Genomic DNA, 20,340 nt, shown 5'->3' with positions numbered 1-20,340 from the left:
TGATTGAAGGTTTATCAAAAATACAAGCAATGGATAATGCAATTTAGCAATACGATGTTAAAAAAACTAAGCTTACGTAGCCGTTTGTTGCTCTTGTTTATCGTTTTGATATTCATTTCCAGTACGGCAGTAGGGATAAGTTCCTATCTAAAGGCGAAAGGAACAACGATGACAGCTATCGAGAACAGACTTAAACGAGAAACGGAGTTAATGGGATACATCGCTGATAACCTTCAATTTTTATACGTAAGCGATAATAATTATTTTATGCAACAACTTGAAAGTAATATTCGTACTCAAAAAAACAAATTAGCTGATGATGGCATTGCTTCTGAATATTTTTATGTTAAAGGAGAGCGGGTGACCCCATTTAAAAGTAGTGAAGATGCATTGCCAGGATTATCAACAGCTATTATAGAGGAAATATCGGTACGCCAAAACGGTCTTATACATAAAACGATAGATAACAAAGAATATACATTTACTTTTCAAGAAATGGAAGAAATAGAAGGAATCTATGTCTTAGCTGTTCCAACATCATCTTACATGGAACCCGTGCAATCAATGGGCTATTATACCATTGCGATTATTATGGTTAGTGGTTTGCTCACGACCTTATTGATTACTATTTTTGTAAGAAGTTTAACCAAACCCATTATGGTATTACGAGATACTATGCAAGAAGTAAAAATTGGAAACTTAGGAAAAGTCCTTCCTATTAAGACGACATTGCCTGAATTTATAGCACTGAAAAATGGATATGAAACGATGATTTCTTATATGCGAACGACGCTTCAGGAAATCAAAGTCACAACCGATCATCTGAATAACACAGGCAGAGAATTACAACGTTCATCTGCAACCACGTTAGAATCAGGTCAACAGCTAATGGAAGCAATTAATGAAGTGAAGACAGGAGCAGAGCAAACGGCATCGAGTTCAAAAAGTAGTGTAGAAATGGTTCTCCAAATCAAAGGTAAGTTGGAAATGATGAATATGGGGATTATTTTTCAAAGTTCTGGAGAAATGATTGCTTCTGCGCAGCAAGGCGATGTGCAAATAAACAAATTGAACCAAACGATAACTTCTTTTGAAACCGATTTTGAACAACTTACAAATACGGTTAACATGGTGCAAACGGAGTCTAAATCCATTACAGCAATGGTGGATATGATTCAAGAGGTTGCAGAACAAACCAAACTATTGTCATTAAATGCAGCTATCGAAGCCGCCCGTGCAGGTGAATCAGGTAAAGGATTCGCTGTAGTGGCCAAGGAAATAAGAAAACTAGCAGAACAATCTTCTCGAGCAGCTAGTGATATCACTGAATCAACATCGAGAATGGAATGTATAACAATAGAAGCGTCTAATGAGTTTCAGCAAATGCTATCAAAAACAAAATCAACACTTACGATGGCTGCTACTTCCCAGTCTTCATTTAATGAGCTGTTAATTGAAATCGAGAAAGTAAATAATCAATTAAGGTCCATAGAAAAGGATCTTCAAGAATTTGAACAAACACTCCCGCAATTGCAACAATCAGCAATTGATTATTCCTCCATGTCAGCAGATAATTTAATCCGTGCAGAAGAAATGCTTTTAGGCAGCAGTCAACAATTACATCTGTTGAGGAATAATGATGAAATTGGAAATAAACTTACTGATTTAGCAGACTCTCTTGCTATTCATACCCAACGTTATGACATTCAATAGCAGATGATACGTAAACCCTTCGATATAAATAAAAACCTGACCACGTTAGTGGTCAGGTTTATTTATTGAAATGGGGGAGTTAATGAATGAATTAGCCGAATCGTCCAGAGATATAATCTTCTGTACGGCTGTCGGTTGGTGTAGTAAAGATTTTGTCTGTCTCATCGAATTCAATTACTTCTCCATTTAAGAAGAAGGCAGTACGATCAGAAATTCGAGCAGCTTGCTGCATATTATGGGTTACGATAATAATTGAATATTCCTTTTTGAGTTCATGAATCAATTCTTCTACTCTTAATGTTGATTTCGGGTCTAATGCGGAAGTAGGCTCATCCATTAAGATGACATCTGGTTCGATGGCTAAGCAACGTGCAATACAAATGCGCTGCTGTTGACCGCCGGAAAGCCCGTATGCATTCTCCTTGAGACGATCTTTAACCTCATCCCAAATGGATGCACCTCTGAGACTTTTCTCAACAATTTCATCAAGTGTTTTTTTATTCCGAATGCCATGAATCTTTGGACCGTACGCTATATTATCGTAAATCGATTTAGGGAAAGGATTAGGCTTTTGAAAAACCATTCCTACTTTGGTACGTAAATCCTCTACTTTAAAGGATTTATCTAATATACTTTTTCCTTTATAGGTAATCATGCCAGAGGTACGTACACTTGGAACGAGTTCTACCATCCGGTTCAGTGTTTTTAAATACGTAGATTTACCACAGCCAGAAGGACCAATAATGGCTGTTACTTCTTTCTCGTAGATGGATAAATTAATATCCTTCAATGCATGTGTATCACCATACCATAAATTTAAATCCTTTGTATCGTAAACGGTAGTTTTTGGTGTATCTTTATTATTTCGCGGATCATTTGAAATCGTAAGCTCTTCATCAAATTTTGGCTTTGTTAAGGTACTCATATCACACACTCCTTAATTAATATCGTTTTTGAAACTTGTTACGGATAATGATTGCCGTAGCGTTTAATAAGAATAAGAGTACAAGTAATACAATGATAGTCGCTGCAGCTAAATTTGCATATTCTGCCACTAATGAAGAATCTAACGTCCAATAGTAAATTTGCATTGGGAGGACAGTGAATTTATCCATAATTCCACCAGGAAACGGGATAAGCAATGCTGGAATACCAATGACTACTAATGGTGCCGTTTCTCCAATTGCCCTCGAAAGTGACAAAATCGATCCTGTAAGAATACCAGGTAAAGCTGCTGGCAATATAATATTTTTAACCGTCTGCCATTTTGTTGCACCCATCCCATAAGAGGCTTCACTCAAATCTTGCGGTACAGCTCGAACAGCCTCCTGTGCTGCCACAATAATGATGGGAAGTACGAGCAAGGACATGGTTAAACCGCCTGCTAATACGATATTTCCAAAATCTAGAGCTCGAACAAATAAAGTCATACCTAGTATTCCGTAAACAATAGAAGGAACTCCTGCTAAATTTGCGATATTTGTTTGGACGAATGATTGAAATTTGCCTTTCCTGGCGTATAATTCTAAATAAATCGCAGTACCAACACCTAAGAATAGGGTGACTGGAATAACAACAACCATAAGCCAAAACGTTCCAAGAATGGCACCCATTATACCTGCACGATCTGCAGAAGTAGAGAGTTTTCCAGTTAAGAAGTCCAGGTTAATCCAACTTGCACCTTGGAGTAAGACACGGATAATTAATATAGCTAGGATGACTAATCCAAATAGAGTAGCTGCAAGAAATAATGTTTTTAATATATTATTTTTTAGAATGCGTCCATTCATTTTTTTCTGTACTTGGGCTGCGTCAACATATTTCATATTAATATTCCTCCCTAAACTTACGAGAGACATATCTTGCAAGTAGATTCATTAGCAATGTAAAGATAAATAATGTGAAAGCAACTGCATATAAACTGTAATAGATAGTAGATCCGGCAGGTGCCTCTCCTCCTGATACTTCAACGATATAGGCAGTCATGGTTTGCATGGATTGTGTGATATCGAAAGTGAAGTTCTTGGAACTCCCACTTGCAATTGTGACAATCATGGTTTCTCCAATCGCTCGTGATACTCCTAGTACAAACGAGGCAATTATTCCTGATAATGCAGCAGGAATCACAACACGGAATGCAACCTCTAGCTTGGTAGCACCTAATGCCAATGCACCTTCTCGCATCGAATTAGGAACAGAGGTCATCGCATCTTCCGATAATGATGCAATCATTGGAATAATCATGACCCCCATTACTAAACCGGGGCTTAAGATATTGGTTGCTTCTACGGTTGGGAAGATTTCTCGTATGATTGGAGTGACAAACGTAAAAGCAAAAAAACCATATACAATAGTAGGAATCCCTGCTAGGATTTCCAATAGTGGTTTTAATGTCCGTCTAATACGATCCGAAGCATATTCGCTTAAATAGACAGCAGTCATAATTCCAATTGGGCCAGCTACTAACATAGCAATTACGGAAGATATGATCGTTCCATTAATAAGTGGAAGTACACCGAACTCAGGGTTTTGGCTTAAGGGTTTTAAAATAGTACCTGTAAAGAAATCAGCAATAGGCACACGTTTAAAGAACTCAATCGTTTCTGTTAATAGTGTATAAATGATACCGATCGTCGTTAGAATAGAGACGGACGCTATCAAGAAAAGGAGAACCGGAATAATCCTTTCTGTGAATCGACTAAGATTCCGCCCATTTTTCTTTTGGGCAATCATTTCTTGTATTTTTAAGTCGTCTTGGTCGTCTATCTTGCTGTTTGATGCCATAATTGGCGCCCCCTTTCAGAGCGTTAAGTCACAAGAAGATGAGAGCATGCCGCTCTCACCTTGTCCTGTTTTTTTAAATTTTTTTCTGAGGGTATTATTGCTTTAATCCTTCTAATTCGCTGATTAATTCCTCTGCTTCAGCATCTGGAATTGGTGCAAATCCAGTTTCTCCAGCAAATTCATTGATATTATTCATTATGAATAGTGCATAATCTAATACCTCAGGTTTTTCTTTTGCATGATCTACGTTCAAGTAAGTGAATACAGGTCTTGTGAAACCAGCATAGTCTCCATCTTCTGCTATCGTATCTAGAGATGGCTCGACAGGACCATCACCGAAGTCAACATTTACTGCTTGTATTTTATCTTTATTACTATCGTAGTAACCAAATCCGAAGAATCCAATAGCATTTTTATCTTCTGAAACTAGTGTTACTAGCGTTGAGTAGTCTTGTTGAAGGTTAATATCGCTAACTAAATCTTGTTCTTCCATAATGTTTTCATAGAAGAATTCATAGGTTCCATGATTTTCATTAGGACCATAAGTTTGAATTTTTTCATCTGGCCATTCTGGGTTAATATCAGACCAGTTCGTGTACTCTCCAAGGAAAATACCTTTGATTTGGTCTTCTGTTAATTCAGTAGCCCAGTCGTTGTCTGGATGTGTTACAATTGTTAATCCATCTAGCGCTACCTTTAATTCTTTTACTTCCATTCCTAATTCATCGGCTTTTGCTTGCTCTTCATCTTTAATTTTACGAGAAGCATCATTAAAGTCTGTTCCATCTTCTACAAGGAACTTTTCGAATCCAGCACTAGTTCCTGCGCGACTAACTTCGACAGATACATTTGGTTGTTCGTTTACCATGTATTCTTCAGCTAGGCGTGACATTAACGGATAAACGGTTCCGGATCCATCTATGACAACATTACCTTCTAGTTCTTCTGATTCACCTTCGTTTTCAGCGTTAGCATTTCCGGAATCATTTCCTTCTGAATTTGAGCCACAAGCTGTAATTACGATAGCTACTACTGCGATAAGAAGGAACATAAGATACTTCTTGAACTTCATTAAAATTGCCTCCCCCTATAAATATGTGGATAGTTTTATGAGGAGTTTTTCCCCTCTCAACTGCTAGTATAGTAGGCGAATATTAAGGAAGTATGTTTGGAATGTAAAGCTTTTGTAAATTGCTAAAAAATAGTACCATTTTAACTTGAAAGATGTATAAAAGCTGGTAAAGGAATGTCGATATAGGTAATTTTTAGGAGAAAAGGTAGTAGAGATACTTCAATTTGTTTGTTACGATAGGTTTTATAATCTAATGTTTTGATGGAAGGATTAATAGATGCTTACCTTTAAAGAAGTTTATGATAATCTGTATTGCTATTATGGACCACAAGGCTGGTGGCCAGCGGATACACCAATCGAAATGATCGTAGGGTCCATTCTTGTGCAACATACAAATTGGAGAAATGCGGAGAAGGCCTTGCAAAATATAAAAGACGTTTTAACCGCGGAAGCGTTGGACAATATGCCGTTGGAGGAGTTAGCTTATCGGATTCGTCCAAGTGGTTTTTACAACATAAAAGCAAAACGGATCAAAACCTTCCTAGATTGGTTTAAAAAGTATCAATTCCAAATCGAAAAAATCAGGCATTTCGATCGAGATAAGCTACGAAAAGAACTATTATCCATTCAAGGTGTTGGTCATGAAACGGCAGACGTCATTTTGCTTTATGTTTTTGACAAATCAATTTTTATAGCAGATGCATACGCGAGAAGGATTTTTCATCGGTTTGGATATAATATACCAAAAGGATATGATGCCTTCCGCATTGATGTAGAAGAAGCATTATCATCCAGCGATGTGGATTTATATAATGAATATCATGCATTGTTAGTAGAGCATGGGAAGGTACATTGTAAATCAGATCCTATTTGTACCGGCTGTCCATTATCTACATATTGTCGTCGATTAATTCATTCCTAGGTTTTTTCTTAATCAGAAGAACAAACAAGTATTTTGCTTCTGATCGTATTGTTTGAAATAATATCATTAGAACACTCAATTAAGAAAGGGGTTCAGTCAATGAAAGTACTTGTAGTAGGAGCCAATGGTCAGATTGGTCAGCATGTCGTAAAACAATTAGCAACTAGCAGCGAACATACAGTTAAGGCAATGGTTAGAAAACAAGAACAAGCAGATGAGCTAAACAATCAAGGAATTGAAACAGTCGTAGCAAATCTTGAAGATAGCGTAGATGAATTAGCGAAAGCAATGAAGGGATCAGATGCTGTTATCTTTACTGCTGGGTCAGGTGGAAGTACGGGTCCAGATAAAACGTTATTAATTGATTTAGATGGGGCGGTTAAAACAATTGAGGCAGCTGAAGAGGTAGGTCTTGAACGATATATTATTGTCAGTGCCCATCAGTCTCATCATCGCGAAAACTGGAATGAAAAAATTAAGCCATATTATGTAGCAAAGCATTACGCAGATCGAGTTTTACGAGCAAGTAAGTTGAACTATACCATTGTTCGACCTGGTGGTTTATTAAATGAACCGGGGACAGGAAAAATCTCAGCCGCAGAAAATCTAGAAAGAGGTTCCATACCAAGAGAGGATGTTGCAACAACAGTAGTGTCCTCACTAACGAATGAAAAGACGTACCATCAGTCGTTTGATCTCATTTCTGGTGAGATTCAGATAGATGACGCATTACAAAAATTATAAACCAACAAACGCTAGCCAGGAAAAAGAGGCTAGCGTTTTTATATTGCCTAAACAAATAATAGCAGCTTTATTTTACATTTGGTTTTTCCTTCATTTTACTAGTGACGATAGCTTTGTTACAGGTCATTTTCTCAAATCGCGTTAAACCATGAAATTCTCTTTGACACAAGTTTGGTTTTCAGCACCTAGGGAAGTCGGAAATTTCCCTCTTTTATCTCACATACTGCTACACTCTCCCTTATTAGTTTATCTGCAATTTTCGTTTTACTGAACATGAACAATAAAATGTGGACAGGAATAAAAGGTAGTGAAAAACAAACTGGTAAATAATTTCTACAAAAATATTGTATTTGCCCCTTGAATAATTATTCATATTGATGCATAATAATTCAATAAGGAAATAAGCACAGGAGTGGTGAAAATGAGTAAAGATAAAATCGTTTTAGCTTATTCAGGCGGATTAGATACATCTGTTGCTGTGAAATGGCTACAGGATAAATATAATTATGATGTTATTGCGGTAGCACTTGATGTCGGGGAAGGAAAAGACCTTGAATTTGTGAAAAATAAAGCCCTACAAGTAGGAGCGATTAAGTCTTATGTCGTTGACGCAAAAGCTTTATTTGCCAAGGAATTTGTACTGCCTGCCCTTCAATCCAATCTATTATATGAAGGGAAATATCCATTGATATCTGCACTTTCCCGTCCATTGATTGCAAAGATTTTAGTGAATATTGCCAAGGAAGAAGGCGCTGTTGCAGTTGCTCATGGTTGTACCGGAAAAGGAAATGACCAAGTACGGTTTGATGTTGCATTTACTGCTTTGAGTCCGGAATTAAAAATTGTTGCTCCAGTACGTGAATGGGCTATGTCAAGAGAAGAAGAAATCGAATATGCGAAACAACATAATATCCCAGTACCGATCGATTTAGATAATCCATTTAGCATTGATCAAAACCTATGGGGACGCAGTAATGAATGTGGTATTTTAGAAGACCCGTGGGCTGAGGCACCGAAAGAAGCGTATGATTTAACCACGGATCCAACCGAAGCGCCAGATGAAGCGCAAACGGTGCAGATTACATTTGAACAAGGAAAACCCATCTCATTGGATGGAAAATCAATGCCTTTAGAAGAGCTTATTTTGGAATTGAATTCCATTGCAGGAAAACATGGTGTCGGTCGAATCGATCATGTGGAAAATCGTTTAGTTGGTATAAAGTCTCGTGAAATTTATGAAGCGCCAGCAGCACTTACTCTGATTACTGCACATCAAGAATTAGAGGCATTGACATTACCGAGAGAAGTGGCTCAGTTTAAACCAACCATTGAGCAAAAGTTATCCCAATCTGTTTATGATGGTCTATGGTATTCTCCTCTTACGGATGCATTAAAATCATTTGTTAATGAAACTCAGCAATATGTATCAGGAACAGTTAAAGTAAAGTTATATAAAGGCCTTGCTCAAGTCGTTGGGCGTGAATCACAACAATCGTTATATGATTTTGATTTAGCTACGTATAATGCGAAAGATGCATTTGATCATGAAGCAGCATTAGGTTTTATCAAACTATGGGGGCTACCGACAAAAGTCCATGCAACTGTCAATCAAACACATGCTAATATGGATGAATCAGTAAAAGAAGCGGTATTAGATGTGAAAGAAGCTGTAAAACCATGAAGCTCTGGGGAGGACGTTTCACAAAACCAACAAGTCAACTAGTAGATGAATATACAGCATCTATCTATTTTGATAAGAAATTAGCAGTTTATGATATTGAAGGTAGCTTAGCCCATGTTGCTATGCTTGGTAAATGTGAGATCATTACGAAAGAAGAAGCGAAGACAATAGCAGAAGGTCTTCAAAAAGTTGCATCCACTATTGAAAGTGGTGAAGCAATATTAAGGGAAGAGCATGAAGATATTCATATGAATGTCGAGCGTTTACTCATTGAAGCGATCGGCCCTGTTGGTGGGAAACTTCACACTGGTAGAAGTAGAAATGACCAAGTTGCCCTTGATATGCGCCTGTATCTCCGTGATGCACTCGTAGAAATAACACAATTGGCTGTTCAAGTTCAGCAAGCCCTAGTGAAACAAGCCACTGCTAACATGGATACGATTTTACCTGGATATACGCATTTGCAGAGAGCACAGCCAGTTTTATTCGCCCATCATTTGCTAGCATATGCCTGGATGTTTCAGCGTGATATTGAACGTCTGATAGATAGTTGGAAACGGGTTAATCAGTCCCCTTTAGGTGCAGGCGCATTAGCTGGGACAACATTTCCAATTGATCGAAAATATGTTGCGCAGCAGCTTGCCTTTGAAGGAATTTGTGAAAACAGCTTGGATGCGGTAAGTGACCGAGATTTTGTGGTAGAATTTTTAAGTGATGCGTCCATGATTTCAATGCATCTTTCTCGCCTTTGCGAAGAAATTGTGCAATGGTCTAGTCAAGAATTCAATTTTATTGAGATTGATGACGAATTTTCTACAGGCAGCAGCATGATGCCACAAAAGAAGAACCCCGATGTTGCTGAATTGGTAAGAGGAAAAACTGGACGTGTATATGGTCATTTAATGGGGATGTTAACAACATTGAAAGGTCTCCCTCTAGCGTACAACAAAGACATGCAGGAAGATAAAGAAGGTATGTTTGATACCGTGGAAACACTAAGAGGTGCACTTTCGTTATTTGCCCCAATGATTGAATCAATGAACGTGAATAAAGAAGCTATGTACAAAGCAGTGCAGAATGATTATTCAAATGCTACTGATTTTGCTGATTATCTTGTGGGCAAAGGTATTACATTTAGGGAGTCCCATGCCATTACAGGAGAGACGGTCCTTTATTGTATCAAAGAAAATAAATACTTGACTGACTTAACAATAAAAGAGTTTCAAACCTTCTCGAATGCAATTGAATCAGATATTTATGATTACTTAGCACCTGAAGCTGTCGTGCAGGCACGTAATGCAACAGGAGGTACTGCGAAGAATCAAGTAACTGCACAATTGAAGAAGGTAACACAAGCAATTGAAAAAAATAACCAATGGGTTTCAGCTAAAAATGAAATTCTATCTAGTCGCAGCTACCGATCAATTTAAACTATTTTTACCAACTGGACATATGAGGTTCAGTTGGTTTTTTACTTGAAATCTATTTATGGACGATCGATAAAAAGCCTTTCGTTTCCTGATGGATAGTATACCTGCTATACTACTTATATTGTGTTTTCATACGTGAGTAACTTTAATGTATTATGTTAAGATATTCTTCAGATCATTTTTTAGGAGATTTTACCCTGACATCACAGAAGAGTAGGAGTGACAATCTTGGTAAAGTTAGGTAAAATTGCAGTGCATATTTGTTTGCTTTATCTTATTTTCCTATTGGGAAATTGGATAGAACATACGTTAGGATTATTTATTCCTGGAAGCGTCATTGGTATGCTAATCTTATTCCTTTTGTTAATAACAAATATTATTCAGGTTTCATGGATTGCGGAAGGTGCTAATTTTATTGTTAAGAATCTAGCATTCTTTTTTATTCCTGTAACCGTAGGAGTTTTAAATTATTATCAATTATTTTCGGGCAAAGGCTTTTTATTAATTATCATTGTATTAATTAGTACCATCTTTGTAATGGCTGGATCAGGCATTGTCAGTCAGTGGCTTGTTCGTAGAAAGGAATATAAGCATGAATGAGGTTATGTTAGCCGTTGTAATAATACTAGGGACGTTTTTAATCTATCATCTCGCATTGAAAATTCATGAAAGGTGGAATCATCCCTTTACTGCTCCTGTTTTAATCGCAACGGCAATTATCATTATTATATTAGTAATATTTCATATCCCATATAAAACATATATGTCAGGTGGTAAATGGATAGATGAATTACTTGGACCTGCTGTAGTTGCGCTCGCCTATCCTTTATATCAGCATAGAGATACATTAAGAACATTAACCGGTCCGATTTTAGTTGGGACTTCCTTTGGAGCAATCTTAGGAATCTCAACTGGCTTGCTACTGGCAAAATGGGCAGGTTTTAATTCTTCTATCATTTACTCATTAACACCAAAGTCCGTTACCACCCCTGTGGCAATGGCGGTTACAGAGACGTTAGGTGGCGTCATGTCATTGTCTGCAGTATTTGTCATGATTGCTGGTATTGGCGGGGTGCTTATGCACACTTATGTACTACGCTTATTCCGAATTGACCATTACCTTGGCCGTGGTGTAGGGATGGGCAGTGCATCGCATGCGATTGGTACAGCTACTTCCATGGAATCCAGTAAATTGGAAGGGGCGATTAGCACGATAGCAATGGTAGTTAGTGCGATTGTAGTTTCCGTTATTACCCCAGGGCTAGTGCTTATCTTAATGTAGTTTAAAAAAAGCCGAAGAAGCAATGCAGCTCGCTATTGTTTGCTTCGGCTTTTTTATGCTGTACACCTAGTGTCGTTTATTTAACCAAAGAACACCAGATTTTGCTAATCGTGGTAATAGCCCTGTCATTGGTTTTTGCATCATATTACCAAAGCCATCTGATTTTCCGAGGGATCCTAACGTTCCTTTTAATTTAATTTCTTTTGGTTTTTTCGGTTCTTTATTATTTAAAACAGCTAATAATACCTCTGCAACTCTTTCTCCTTGCTGTCCAGCTAGTTGACCACTAGGTGAATACTCAGAAGAAGCGCAATCGCCAACGACGTAGATATTGGGCTGCTCAGGAATTTGGAAAAATTGGTTTACAATCATTTTTTCTTGATCGTCTTTAGCAAATGGCAATTCTCTAACTAAATAATTAGGGCGAACGCCAGCAGTCCAGATCGTCACATCATTTACATAACAGATACCGTTATTACAAACACCATCCTTTTCAACGTATTCCACGTTTGCATGATGGATCACATCTACATCATTTCGAACAAACCACTCTGATACATACGCTTGAATCTTAGAATCGAATGCTTTTAATACACTCGCGCCTCGGTCAAGTAATCGAATATTGAGATCCGGTCTGCTTTCTCTAATTTCGGAAGCTACTTCAATACCACTTAAGCCAGCACCTACTACAGAAACCTTTCCATGAGCTTTTAGGTTACAGACGGCAAGTCCTGTTTTACGAGCTTTTTCGAATGTTTGTACGCTATGAGTGAATTCTTTCGCTCCTTCAATGCCATGATAGTTATCTTCACATCCTAATCCGATGACAAGATAATCATAAGGAATCACTTCACTGGAATTAGAGAATAAAATTTCCTCTTTGTCAGTATCAATCTTTTTAATTTCTCCATAAAAGTAGCGAACCCGTTGATCATCTGGAAAGCTTAAACGAACGTCCTTTTCCGCAGATGTACCGGCCGCTATTGTATAGAATTCTGTTTTAATCGAATGGTATGGATTTCTATCAACTAACGTAATTTCTAGTTCTTCTGGTAATTGGTAATCAAGGATCCCTAATAATGCCTTTAGACCACCATAACCCCCACCAAGAATGACCAATCTCTTCATGCCGCAAAACCCCATCTCTGATAAAATCTTCTCCCCTTTATTCTAGCGAAGATATGGATAGATGTCACCATTTGATTCCTTTCGACAAGTGAATAAGTAATCAATCGATGGCATGTGTTCTCACTCCTAGTATTCTAATAGATGCAATGATGCTATACGGATTAAAAGCAGATGCTTCAGCATCGTAGACATAAGCTGTACCCGTATTAGATTCAAATAAACAATAATATACTGCTTACGCGAATCTAAGCGGGTTAGATTTCGTTGGTTTTCTTTATTAGGATAAACTGTTATAATGGGTTGGAAACGGTTTCTGAGTGGGCAGATCTTGGAAATCGCAGCACCGTCTGTGAGAATAAAGGGGTAACATACAGGCTGGGCCAAAAGGCTTCGTTTCTTATGGGAGAGAGATGAAGCCTTTTTTATATGCTATCGAATGACAATTTAGTTGAATAAACGAATGATTCATTTTTAGTTCCTTTGTAACAAGTGGTAGAGGTATTGTTTATAATATAGGGAGAGCTAATTTAGGGGGTTCAGTTGATGGGGGATAATAGTTGGAAAGGGACAGTTGGTTCATGGATCCAAGCGGTTGGAACTGTACTATCAGCTATTGGCTCAACCCCCTCTATCCCTATAAAGACATCATTAGCAAGCGACTTGAATTTAATAGGAAATGTCTTGCAAGGAACAGGAAATGCATTAGTAGCTGACAGCATCGAATATGTAAACCTGAATAAAATTGCCAATGAAATTCAGGCGATTGGTAATTCCACAGTCATTGCTGGTATTGTTATTGATTTTAATCAACAAACCAAAAATGATTTAAATACAAAAGGCAACCTTATGCAGGCCTTAGGAGGTGGAATTGCATTCGGAGATGCATTAGGTCGTGAACCAAGTCAAGATGAGCTTTATAATATATATGGTAATCTTTTGCAAGCCATTGGTAATTCGCTCCAAGCTTTATCTGGAAGAGTGGAAGAAAATGAAGAGGAAATTAATGCAATCGGAAGCTGGATTCAGGCAATTGGTTCCGTTATCTCAGCATTAGGGTCAGTTGAAGGACAGAATTGACTTATTCCTAACATAAACAGAGGTTATAATAAAAGGTAAAAACGTTTACTTTGTTAGGAATGAATAGAATGAAACGTATATTAATTATAGAGGATGAATTTTCAATAAGCCAAGTACTAAGAGCATACTTACAAAAGGCTGGTTTTGGTGTGGATCAGGTATTTAATGGAGAAGCGGCAATGGAGGCCTTTTATTCAACTAATCCGGACCTTGTACTATTAGATGTCATGCTCCCAGGTAAAGACGGATGGGATTTACTTAAAGAGATACGTAACATGGACACATGTGCGGTAATCATGTTAACTGCTTTAGGTGATATCAACTACCGTTTAGACGGATTAAATGAAGGTGCAGATGATTATATCACAAAACCATTTAATGCAGAAGAAGTGGTAGCTCGTGTGAAAGCTGTTTTACGTCGATCAAAAGCAGAGAACTCTCAGGTCAAACGCTTTGGTAAACTCGAAATTGACATGAAATCACATTCCATTAAATTGTCAGGAAACATCATTCGATTAACACCCCGAGACCTTTCGGTACTTTTATTTTTAGCTGATCATCCAAACCAAACGTTTACAAGGGACCAATTAATTGAACATGTTTGGGGGTGGGAATATGAAGGCAGTGATCGAGCAGTTGATTTGGCAATAAAGCGAATAAGAAGAGCGTTAGAGGATTGGCCTAAGATAGAAGGAGAAATTAAAACACTTCGTGGATTGGGGTATCAGTTAAGTGTTTATTAAAGAGAAAGAACGAATTCCATTAAGTCGCTTTTGGACAAGCCGTTACTTATTGACATTATGTATTGGCTTAATTGTTATAGCTATTCTTTCTGCACTATGGATTCGCCATACGACATTAGAAAATCGTCTTCATATCATGGAATTATTAACAGAAGATATGGCGAATCAAATAACAAATACTGGCGAAATAGGACCACACCCTGATGGTGAAGGGGGATTCCCTGAACGTCGACACTGGATGGATTTAGAAAGTGATCCGTTTGTATATATTATCAAGTCGGATGGTCAAATTGTTTCCAGCAACCGTCCTATGGGACCATTAGAAAATCAAGTAAAGAAAGAATGGATACAATCAGAAGCGTCCGTACAAAAGCGGAAGCTTGGTGAGAACAATACGTATTTTTATTTGGTAAAAGCACCAATAGCTGTCGATGAAGATACGGTTGGTTGGGTTATGATGGTCGAATCAGAAAACGTATTGGCAAAAGTAAAGCAAGAATATACATTATTAGCAATCATGATTATCAGTCTAGCATTACTCGGCTGGGTTGCTATTTATTTATTAACAAGACGTTTATCAAGGCCAATCAAAGAAGTTGCTCAAGCAGCTAGACGGGTGCAGGATGGGGATTATCGAATCGATCTACCAGAAAATAATAAGGAAGAAGAAGTATACGAGCTTGTGTCTTCATTTAAAGACATGGCGAATCGCCTAGAACAACTAGAATCTTTACGAACCCAATTATTAGCTGGAGTTACCCATGAATTAAAAACTCCAGTTACTTCTATCAATGGGTTACTTCAGGCTGTAAATGATGATGTAGTAACTGGAGATGAGGCAAAAGAGTTTTTAGCAATATCCTTGAAAGAAACGGAAAAAATGCGAACAATGGTTGAAGATTTACTAGCATTTAATTCATTTGCTGCAAATGCTGTACCCTTATCAAGGGAACAGGTAAATGTGAACGATGTAGTGAAAAATATTGTTTATCATTGGAGTATTTCTCAAGAGGAAGAAAACATGGAAACAAGGGTTTCTTTCTTAGAATCTGCTGTTCAATTAGAAGTGGATGTTATTCGGCTTGAACAAATTATTACAAATTTACTTAATAACGCAATGCAGGCGATGCAAGCAGGGGAAATTCAGGTGAATTTAAGTAGTGATACGAATAATGTGTTTATCGATATTGAAGATAATGGTCCAGGAATACCGTTTGAAGAACAACTATTTATCTTTGAACGATTTTATCGAGGAGAAGGAAAGAAATATAAAACAAGGGGACTTGGTCTTGGTCTGTCTCTAAGTAAAATGATCGCTCAGGCGATGAACGGTGATTTATGTTTAAAACAAAGCAGTGATACAGGAACCATATTTCGAATATCGTTACCAAAATAATTATTGCTTTTTCCTAAATACGTACTGTAGAGGCTTTCTTGCAGCCTTATTTAATCTCTTTCCCTTTTATTGTTTTCTACCTCGACCATCGAATAACCGATTTGATATAGCAGCGTTCGGCAAGGAGAAGTGTGCTCACTTATGCATCCTTACGTACTGGTTTGGCCGCTATAATTCAGGTCGTAAATATAGAATGTCCTTTACTTACAACGTATACAAAAGCAAAAACAACAAAAAACCGGACGATCAGAGATCCCGCAGTGTGGATTTCGCGAGGGGGCTCGGGCGTTCGTCCTTGGAAAGCGAGAGTATTTTTTCGTTCGCTGCAAAATGGGGCCGGGACACAACCAAACCAAAATAGGTAAACAAATAATCCGAACAGATTCGAATGCGATCGTTCGGATTATTATAGGAATAAGATACTTTTGTCTCAGCCTCGTTTTTGTTTATTTTTAGTTTTGATTGCTACTCCGTGGATTGCCGTCACCGTTTCTTTGATTTCCTCCACGATTTCCACCGAACATGTTATTTGATTGATTTTCGGTCACTCCTGATTCATCTATATACGTCATAACTTCAGAAAGCGGAAAATCGACGGCTAAGGAACCTTCTTGGTAAGTCGCATCTTGATATACCCCATCGTTACTTTCACCTGTTAATTTACCACCTGCGTTGAATGTATAGGATTCGTCTTTTTCAAGAGATGGTGTACTAATCAATACAGACTGGAATGCATTCTCAGGAGCTATACCAAGTATTTGCTCGCCTGCACTATCTTCTAGGTATATAGATGTATCTGCATCCTGCATTTCAGGGAACGTCATCATAATGGCTTGTTGTGTGGATTCTTCAGAGATTCCTTGTGCCATTCCACTACTTCCACTAGCAACTAACATACCACCTTCAATAATAAAGGATTGATCATAATCTAAGGATCCATTCATTGATTGAGTTGGACCATAGACAAGTACTTTACCACCCGTCATTTTTATGGACGAATTAGAATCTAAGCCATCACCATTGGCGTTAATATAGACATACCCATTTTCAATCAGTAATTGTCCTTCCTCGCTTGATACTTCTTCTGTTGTAGATGTTTGTTCTTGTTGCTCGCTAGTCGCGTTTCCCCCATTATCAGAAGGGGGCGCACCACCAGCGCCACCCATACCTGGCATCTCTCCTTCAGTACTTCCTCCGTTAACATTGATACCGTCATCTTCTGCATGAATATAGGTTGTGCCTTCTGTGATTGTAATATTTGTTGCTTCAACACCTTCTAGACTTTTAGCAACCGTAGTTGTTCCACCTTCAATGGTAAGGTCTCCATCTCCGTGCAGGGCATCATCGCCTGTAGAAAGGTATGATTCACCACCAGAAATGGTAACATCCTGATCGCTATGAATCGCATCATCTAAGGCATCAATCGTGAATGTGCCGCCAACAATAGTCAGATCGGTTCCAGCCTTGATACCTTTTGTACTAACTGTATTTTCAGAATCCGTTTCTTCATTAGCTGATTGTGATGATACATCGGTATTTGATGCGTTTCTTGCATTCTCCTGGCTTTGGGAATTATTGTTTTGGTTTGGTGCTTGAGGTGCTTTTCCTTGAGGAGGCTGGCCACCAGGCATTCCACCAGAAGTTTGCATTTGTTCTTGGATTTCTGGATTTTCTTGTATAATTGCTTGCATATCTTCAAAGCTTTCCGCGTTTTGGAGCTGTTCTTTTACTTCCTCAGAAACATCAATTTGTTCCAATAAACGATCAATCATGGTGGAAATATCTTGGTTACCCATTGGGCCGCCCGCTTCCATACCGCCGCCTGCTTGGTTTGTTTCAATTGTTTCTGGACTTCCGCCACCTGATGTTATCGTATATTCCCCATCAACAGCGACTATTGCTTTTTCAGCTTGGACACCGTCACCTTTGGATGCTTCAACGAATAAAGAACCACTTTGTAAGACGATATTTCCTTTTTGCTCATCCTCATCATTCGAGGCTTTTATTCCATCACCGGTAGATGTAACAGAAATAGCAGCGTCTTTCATTGTAAATAAGTCTCGTCCAACAATGCCGTCATCTTTTGCCGTTACTTCAATGGTACCACCAGTAATCTTTAACTCATCTCTACTCGTGATTCCGTCGTTATAGTTTCCATTCACTGTTAAGTTGCCAGTGCCGTTGATGGTTAAATCATCTTTACTAAAGATGGCTGCTTTTAGTTCGTCGGCATCTTCATACGTATATTGTTCAGGGTCTGTTACTGTATTCTCCGTATTTCCCTCTAAAGACAAGATGGTTTTATCTGCTTGTTTGATATAGATAGGAGCACTCGTTGATGAGTTAATGGTAGCACCATTCATTACGAGCCGTACTGTCCCATCATCTTCTGCATCAATGACAATCTGACCGTCTTCTAATGTTCCCTCAATTACATACGTACCAGTCGTACGGATGGATATGTTTTGATCTTCAACAACTACCCCTTCGTTTCCATCAACATTAGCAGTTGTTTTGTCCAGATATATATGGGTAACATCTTCATTATCCCAATCTGTATACGCATCTTCCTTATCATAAGTAACTAAGTTACTAATCAGCTTATCTGATTGCCTAGTTGTTGCAGCTTGCTCGGTTCCGCAACCACTGATCATTAATAGAATACTAATAAAAAATACGATCCAGATATTCTTTACCTTCATTGTATAACCTCCCTTTATCATGATAGGAATGAAGTAGCCTAATGGAATAGAACTACTTCGTTGCCTTGTTTATGCCGTGAAGTTACCATCGTAACTCAACATGACTGCTGAATTGACACAATCCATTGTTGAAATTTCGGATGTGATGGCAGAGTCATTCTCTTTAACTCTGATTTCATATGTAACCTCGATTTCATCATGTTGTATGATAGATTTTGATTTTAAAGAAAATCGTTTCGTTTTTTCGTTAATCAGACTTTCTATTTGGTTTCCAAGGCGATCATTATTGTATTTAACGACTAAAAGATAAGGATTTTCTACCTTAATTTTGTTTCCAAATAATACAATGACAATGCCAATAACGATGGTACCGACAATAGCTAATAATAGAAAACCTGCTCCACATAATATACCTGCAATTACAGACCAAAATAAAAATACTAAGTCCATTGGGTCTTTAATGGGTGTTCGGAACCGTACAATCGACAATGCACCTACCATACCAAGTGATAATAATACGTTTTGACTGATTCCCATAATGACCAATGCTGTAGCCATCGTCATAATAACTAATGAAATATTAAATGAATGTGAGTATATTACGCCTTTAAATGTTTTCTTATAAATCATGTAAATGAATAATCCTATTAGGAATGATAATCCAAGTCCAAGTAAGGAATCTACGATGGAAAAGGATGATGTATTTTCTAAAAAACTTGATTTGAATATATCTGAAAAGTTTGTTGTGTTTGAATCCATATTTCTCTCTCCTTTAGCTTTTTTTAACCATACATGCGACTTAATTGATACTTGGAATACGCTTCCTGTCTGGTATCCGATAATTGTAAGAGATGTTTAATAACGTCTGGCAAGTACGCATCGTATTTTACTTCTAAAATAATTAAATGAGGTTCTAATACATCTATCATTGGCAAATGTCTATTGAACATATCTGTATTTTGTATACTTGACTGCACCTTCATATCAAAGGTAATGCGAACATTGCCATATGGATAGATCCACGGTTCTCGTTCATAATCAACTACCGCTTTCGGCTTTAGCTGATGGTACTTCATTTCGAACATTAGATCACGGATGAGTGCCCTTTCGTCGTTTTCCATCCAGGTAATATCGCCTATCCGTAGTTTTTCAAACTCGGATCTTGAAATCTCGCATTTGGTTTTAAATGTGAGGTTATTACGCTTACTTTTACGTTCTAAATGAATGACTTTACCGCTTTTTCCATATATACGGACACGGTATTTATCTCTATTCAAGTATCCTTCTTTCTTTTCCTGTAATACTTTATTGTCAAAGTTATCAAAATAGGTAGATCGAATAAGATATCTCCCGTTTCGTTTAGCGTTTGGATCTCTTCTTAGGTAATGTTGTAGTTTATCTTGTAACACGTGATATTCTGCTACAGATATCGCGTGTTTTAATTCATTACGTCCTTTTGGGTTAAAAGAAGTTTGTATTGGCATTTATTTGCCTCCTTTCTAGGTTCATTGAAACAATATGTGGGTTAACCTCCTTCATGCCGTGGACAATAACAGTGTATATAGGAAATGTGTCAAGTGAATGTCAAGTTAAGATATTGTTAATCGTTTTTAGAGAACACTAAACAGTATTCATCTATAAAACAAGACAAATTGGTTCAAAATAA

Annotated in this window: 18 protein-coding genes; 10 read left to right on the top strand and 8 right to left on the bottom strand. The window is 37.7% G+C overall.

Features of this window, described 5'->3' with window-relative positions; genetic code table 11:
* Nucleotides 1-3: 3 nt before the first annotated feature.
* On the top strand, nucleotides 4-1,713 hold the full coding sequence (locus tag M948_RS29300) for a methyl-accepting chemotaxis protein (RefSeq protein ID WP_021290002.1): 1,710 nt from the start codon (nucleotides 4-6) through the stop codon (nucleotides 1,711-1,713).
* A 91-nt stretch (nucleotides 1,714-1,804) separates the two neighbouring features.
* Here the strand turns inward: M948_RS29300 and pstB are convergent, their stop codons facing one another.
* The 4 genes from pstB to M948_RS29280 all read right to left on the bottom strand — a co-directional run bounded on the left by pstB (nucleotide 1,805) and on the right by M948_RS29280 (nucleotide 5,569).
* Nucleotides 1,805-2,638 (bottom strand): phosphate ABC transporter ATP-binding protein PstB, encoded by an 834-nt coding sequence (pstB, locus tag M948_RS29295; protein WP_021290001.1) that lies wholly within the window; start codon nucleotides 2,636-2,638, stop codon nucleotides 1,805-1,807.
* A 16-nt stretch (nucleotides 2,639-2,654) separates the two neighbouring features.
* The gene (gene pstA / locus M948_RS29290) at nucleotides 2,655-3,539 is read right to left on the bottom strand and encodes a phosphate ABC transporter permease PstA (RefSeq protein ID WP_021290000.1); all 885 of its coding nucleotides are present in this window, start codon (nucleotides 3,537-3,539) and stop codon (nucleotides 2,655-2,657) included.
* Between the two features lies 1 nt (nucleotide 3,540).
* Nucleotides 3,541-4,497 (bottom strand): phosphate ABC transporter permease subunit PstC, encoded by a 957-nt coding sequence (gene pstC, locus M948_RS29285; protein WP_021289999.1) that lies wholly within the window; start codon nucleotides 4,495-4,497, stop codon nucleotides 3,541-3,543.
* A 94-nt stretch (nucleotides 4,498-4,591) separates the two neighbouring features.
* Entirely contained in the window at nucleotides 4,592-5,569 is a 978-nt protein-coding gene (locus tag M948_RS29280; RefSeq protein ID WP_021289998.1) for a PstS family phosphate ABC transporter substrate-binding protein, read from the bottom strand.
* Nucleotides 5,570-5,846: 277 nt separating this feature from the next.
* Here M948_RS29280 and M948_RS29275 point away from each other — a divergent pair, with 277 nt between their 5' ends.
* From M948_RS29275 to M948_RS29250, 6 genes are all read left to right on the top strand, one after another.
* On the top strand, nucleotides 5,847-6,491 hold the full coding sequence (locus M948_RS29275) for an endonuclease III domain-containing protein (RefSeq protein ID WP_021289997.1): 645 nt from the start codon (nucleotides 5,847-5,849) through the stop codon (nucleotides 6,489-6,491).
* Between the two features lie 78 nt (nucleotides 6,492-6,569).
* Nucleotides 6,570-7,235, top strand: coding sequence for an SDR family oxidoreductase (locus M948_RS29270; protein WP_255326115.1), 666 nt, complete (start codon nucleotides 6,570-6,572; stop codon nucleotides 7,233-7,235).
* Nucleotides 7,236-7,656: 421 nt separating this feature from the next.
* Complete coding sequence (locus tag M948_RS29265) at nucleotides 7,657-8,916, top strand: argininosuccinate synthase (protein WP_021289995.1); 1,260 nt, start codon at nucleotides 7,657-7,659, stop codon at nucleotides 8,914-8,916.
* Nucleotides 8,913-10,346: an argininosuccinate lyase gene (gene argH / locus M948_RS29260; RefSeq protein WP_021289994.1), complete on the top strand. Its 1,434-nt coding sequence runs from the start codon at nucleotides 8,913-8,915 to the stop codon at nucleotides 10,344-10,346. Before M948_RS29265 ends, argH begins: the two co-directional genes overlap by 4 nt.
* A gap of 228 nt (nucleotides 10,347-10,574) precedes the next feature.
* Nucleotides 10,575-10,946 (top strand): CidA/LrgA family protein, encoded by a 372-nt coding sequence (locus M948_RS29255; RefSeq protein WP_021289993.1) that lies wholly within the window; start codon nucleotides 10,575-10,577, stop codon nucleotides 10,944-10,946.
* On the top strand, nucleotides 10,939-11,628 hold the full coding sequence (locus M948_RS29250; RefSeq protein ID WP_021289992.1) for an LrgB family protein: 690 nt from the start codon (nucleotides 10,939-10,941) through the stop codon (nucleotides 11,626-11,628). Before M948_RS29255 ends, M948_RS29250 begins: the two co-directional genes overlap by 8 nt.
* 66 nt (nucleotides 11,629-11,694) lie before the next feature.
* Here the strand turns inward: M948_RS29250 and M948_RS29245 are convergent, their stop codons facing one another.
* Entirely contained in the window at nucleotides 11,695-12,756 is a 1,062-nt protein-coding gene (locus M948_RS29245; protein ID WP_021289991.1) for an NAD(P)/FAD-dependent oxidoreductase, read from the bottom strand.
* Nucleotides 12,757-13,299: 543 nt separating this feature from the next.
* Between M948_RS29245 and M948_RS29240 the strand changes: the two genes are divergently transcribed.
* The 3 genes from M948_RS29240 to M948_RS29230 all read left to right on the top strand — a co-directional run bounded on the left by M948_RS29240 (nucleotide 13,300) and on the right by M948_RS29230 (nucleotide 15,972).
* Nucleotides 13,300-13,833: a DUF6944 family repetitive protein gene (locus tag M948_RS29240; RefSeq protein ID WP_021289990.1), complete on the top strand. Its 534-nt coding sequence runs from the start codon at nucleotides 13,300-13,302 to the stop codon at nucleotides 13,831-13,833.
* 68 nt (nucleotides 13,834-13,901) lie between these two features.
* Nucleotides 13,902-14,576, top strand: coding sequence for a response regulator transcription factor (locus M948_RS29235; protein WP_021289989.1), 675 nt, complete (start codon nucleotides 13,902-13,904; stop codon nucleotides 14,574-14,576).
* Nucleotides 14,566-15,972: a HAMP domain-containing sensor histidine kinase gene (locus M948_RS29230; protein WP_021289988.1), complete on the top strand. Its 1,407-nt coding sequence runs from the start codon at nucleotides 14,566-14,568 to the stop codon at nucleotides 15,970-15,972. Before M948_RS29235 ends, M948_RS29230 begins: the two co-directional genes overlap by 11 nt.
* Before the next feature lie 452 nt (nucleotides 15,973-16,424).
* Here the strand turns inward: M948_RS29230 and M948_RS29220 are convergent, their stop codons facing one another.
* The 3 genes from M948_RS29220 to M948_RS29210 all read right to left on the bottom strand — a co-directional run bounded on the left by M948_RS29220 (nucleotide 16,425) and on the right by M948_RS29210 (nucleotide 20,158).
* A complete protein-coding gene (locus M948_RS29220) occupies nucleotides 16,425-18,674 on the bottom strand; it encodes a carbohydrate-binding domain-containing protein (protein ID WP_021289986.1) in 2,250 nt (749 codons plus the stop codon).
* 69 nt (nucleotides 18,675-18,743) lie between these two features.
* A complete protein-coding gene (locus tag M948_RS29215; protein ID WP_021289985.1) occupies nucleotides 18,744-19,433 on the bottom strand; it encodes a DUF4956 domain-containing protein in 690 nt (229 codons plus the stop codon).
* Between the two features lie 23 nt (nucleotides 19,434-19,456).
* The gene (locus M948_RS29210; RefSeq protein WP_021289984.1) at nucleotides 19,457-20,158 is read right to left on the bottom strand and encodes a polyphosphate polymerase domain-containing protein; all 702 of its coding nucleotides are present in this window, start codon (nucleotides 20,156-20,158) and stop codon (nucleotides 19,457-19,459) included.
* Nucleotides 20,159-20,340: the final 182 nt, after the last annotated feature.

It is taken from the genome of Virgibacillus sp. CM-4, assembly GCF_000445495.1.
Taxonomy (GTDB): Bacteria; Bacillota; Bacilli; order Bacillales; family Amphibacillaceae; genus Virgibacillus; species Virgibacillus salexigens.
This window is presented reverse-complemented; position numbering and strand designations above follow the sequence as displayed.

What these genes read in the sequence shown, in the direction of transcription:
- pstB (WP_021290001.1), bottom strand. Translation starts at nt 2,638, where the DNA reads ATGAGTACCTTAACAAAGCCAAAATTTGATGAAGAGCTTACGATTTCA.
- pstA (WP_021290000.1), bottom strand. Translation starts at nt 3,539, where the DNA reads ATGAAATATGTTGACGCAGCCCAAGTACAGAAAAAAATGAATGGACGC.
- pstC (WP_021289999.1), bottom strand. Translation starts at nt 4,497, where the DNA reads ATGGCATCAAACAGCAAGATAGACGACCAAGACGACTTAAAAATACAA.
- M948_RS29280 (WP_021289998.1), bottom strand. Translation starts at nt 5,569, where the DNA reads ATGAAGTTCAAGAAGTATCTTATGTTCCTTCTTATCGCAGTAGTAGCT.
- M948_RS29275 (WP_021289997.1), top strand. Translation starts at nt 5,847, where the DNA reads ATGCTTACCTTTAAAGAAGTTTATGATAATCTGTATTGCTATTATGGA.
- M948_RS29265 (WP_021289995.1), top strand. Translation starts at nt 7,657, where the DNA reads ATGAGTAAAGATAAAATCGTTTTAGCTTATTCAGGCGGATTAGATACA.
- argH (WP_021289994.1), top strand. Translation starts at nt 8,913, where the DNA reads ATGAAGCTCTGGGGAGGACGTTTCACAAAACCAACAAGTCAACTAGTA.
- M948_RS29250 (WP_021289992.1), top strand. Translation starts at nt 10,939, where the DNA reads ATGAATGAGGTTATGTTAGCCGTTGTAATAATACTAGGGACGTTTTTA.
- M948_RS29245 (WP_021289991.1), bottom strand. Translation starts at nt 12,756, where the DNA reads ATGAAGAGATTGGTCATTCTTGGTGGGGGTTATGGTGGTCTAAAGGCA.
- M948_RS29240 (WP_021289990.1), top strand. Translation starts at nt 13,300, where the DNA reads ATGGGGGATAATAGTTGGAAAGGGACAGTTGGTTCATGGATCCAAGCG.
- M948_RS29235 (WP_021289989.1), top strand. Translation starts at nt 13,902, where the DNA reads ATGAAACGTATATTAATTATAGAGGATGAATTTTCAATAAGCCAAGTA.
- M948_RS29220 (WP_021289986.1), bottom strand. Translation starts at nt 18,674, where the DNA reads ATGAAGGTAAAGAATATCTGGATCGTATTTTTTATTAGTATTCTATTA.
- M948_RS29215 (WP_021289985.1), bottom strand. Translation starts at nt 19,433, where the DNA reads ATGGATTCAAACACAACAAACTTTTCAGATATATTCAAATCAAGTTTT.
- M948_RS29210 (WP_021289984.1), bottom strand. Translation starts at nt 20,158, where the DNA reads ATGCCAATACAAACTTCTTTTAACCCAAAAGGACGTAATGAATTAAAA.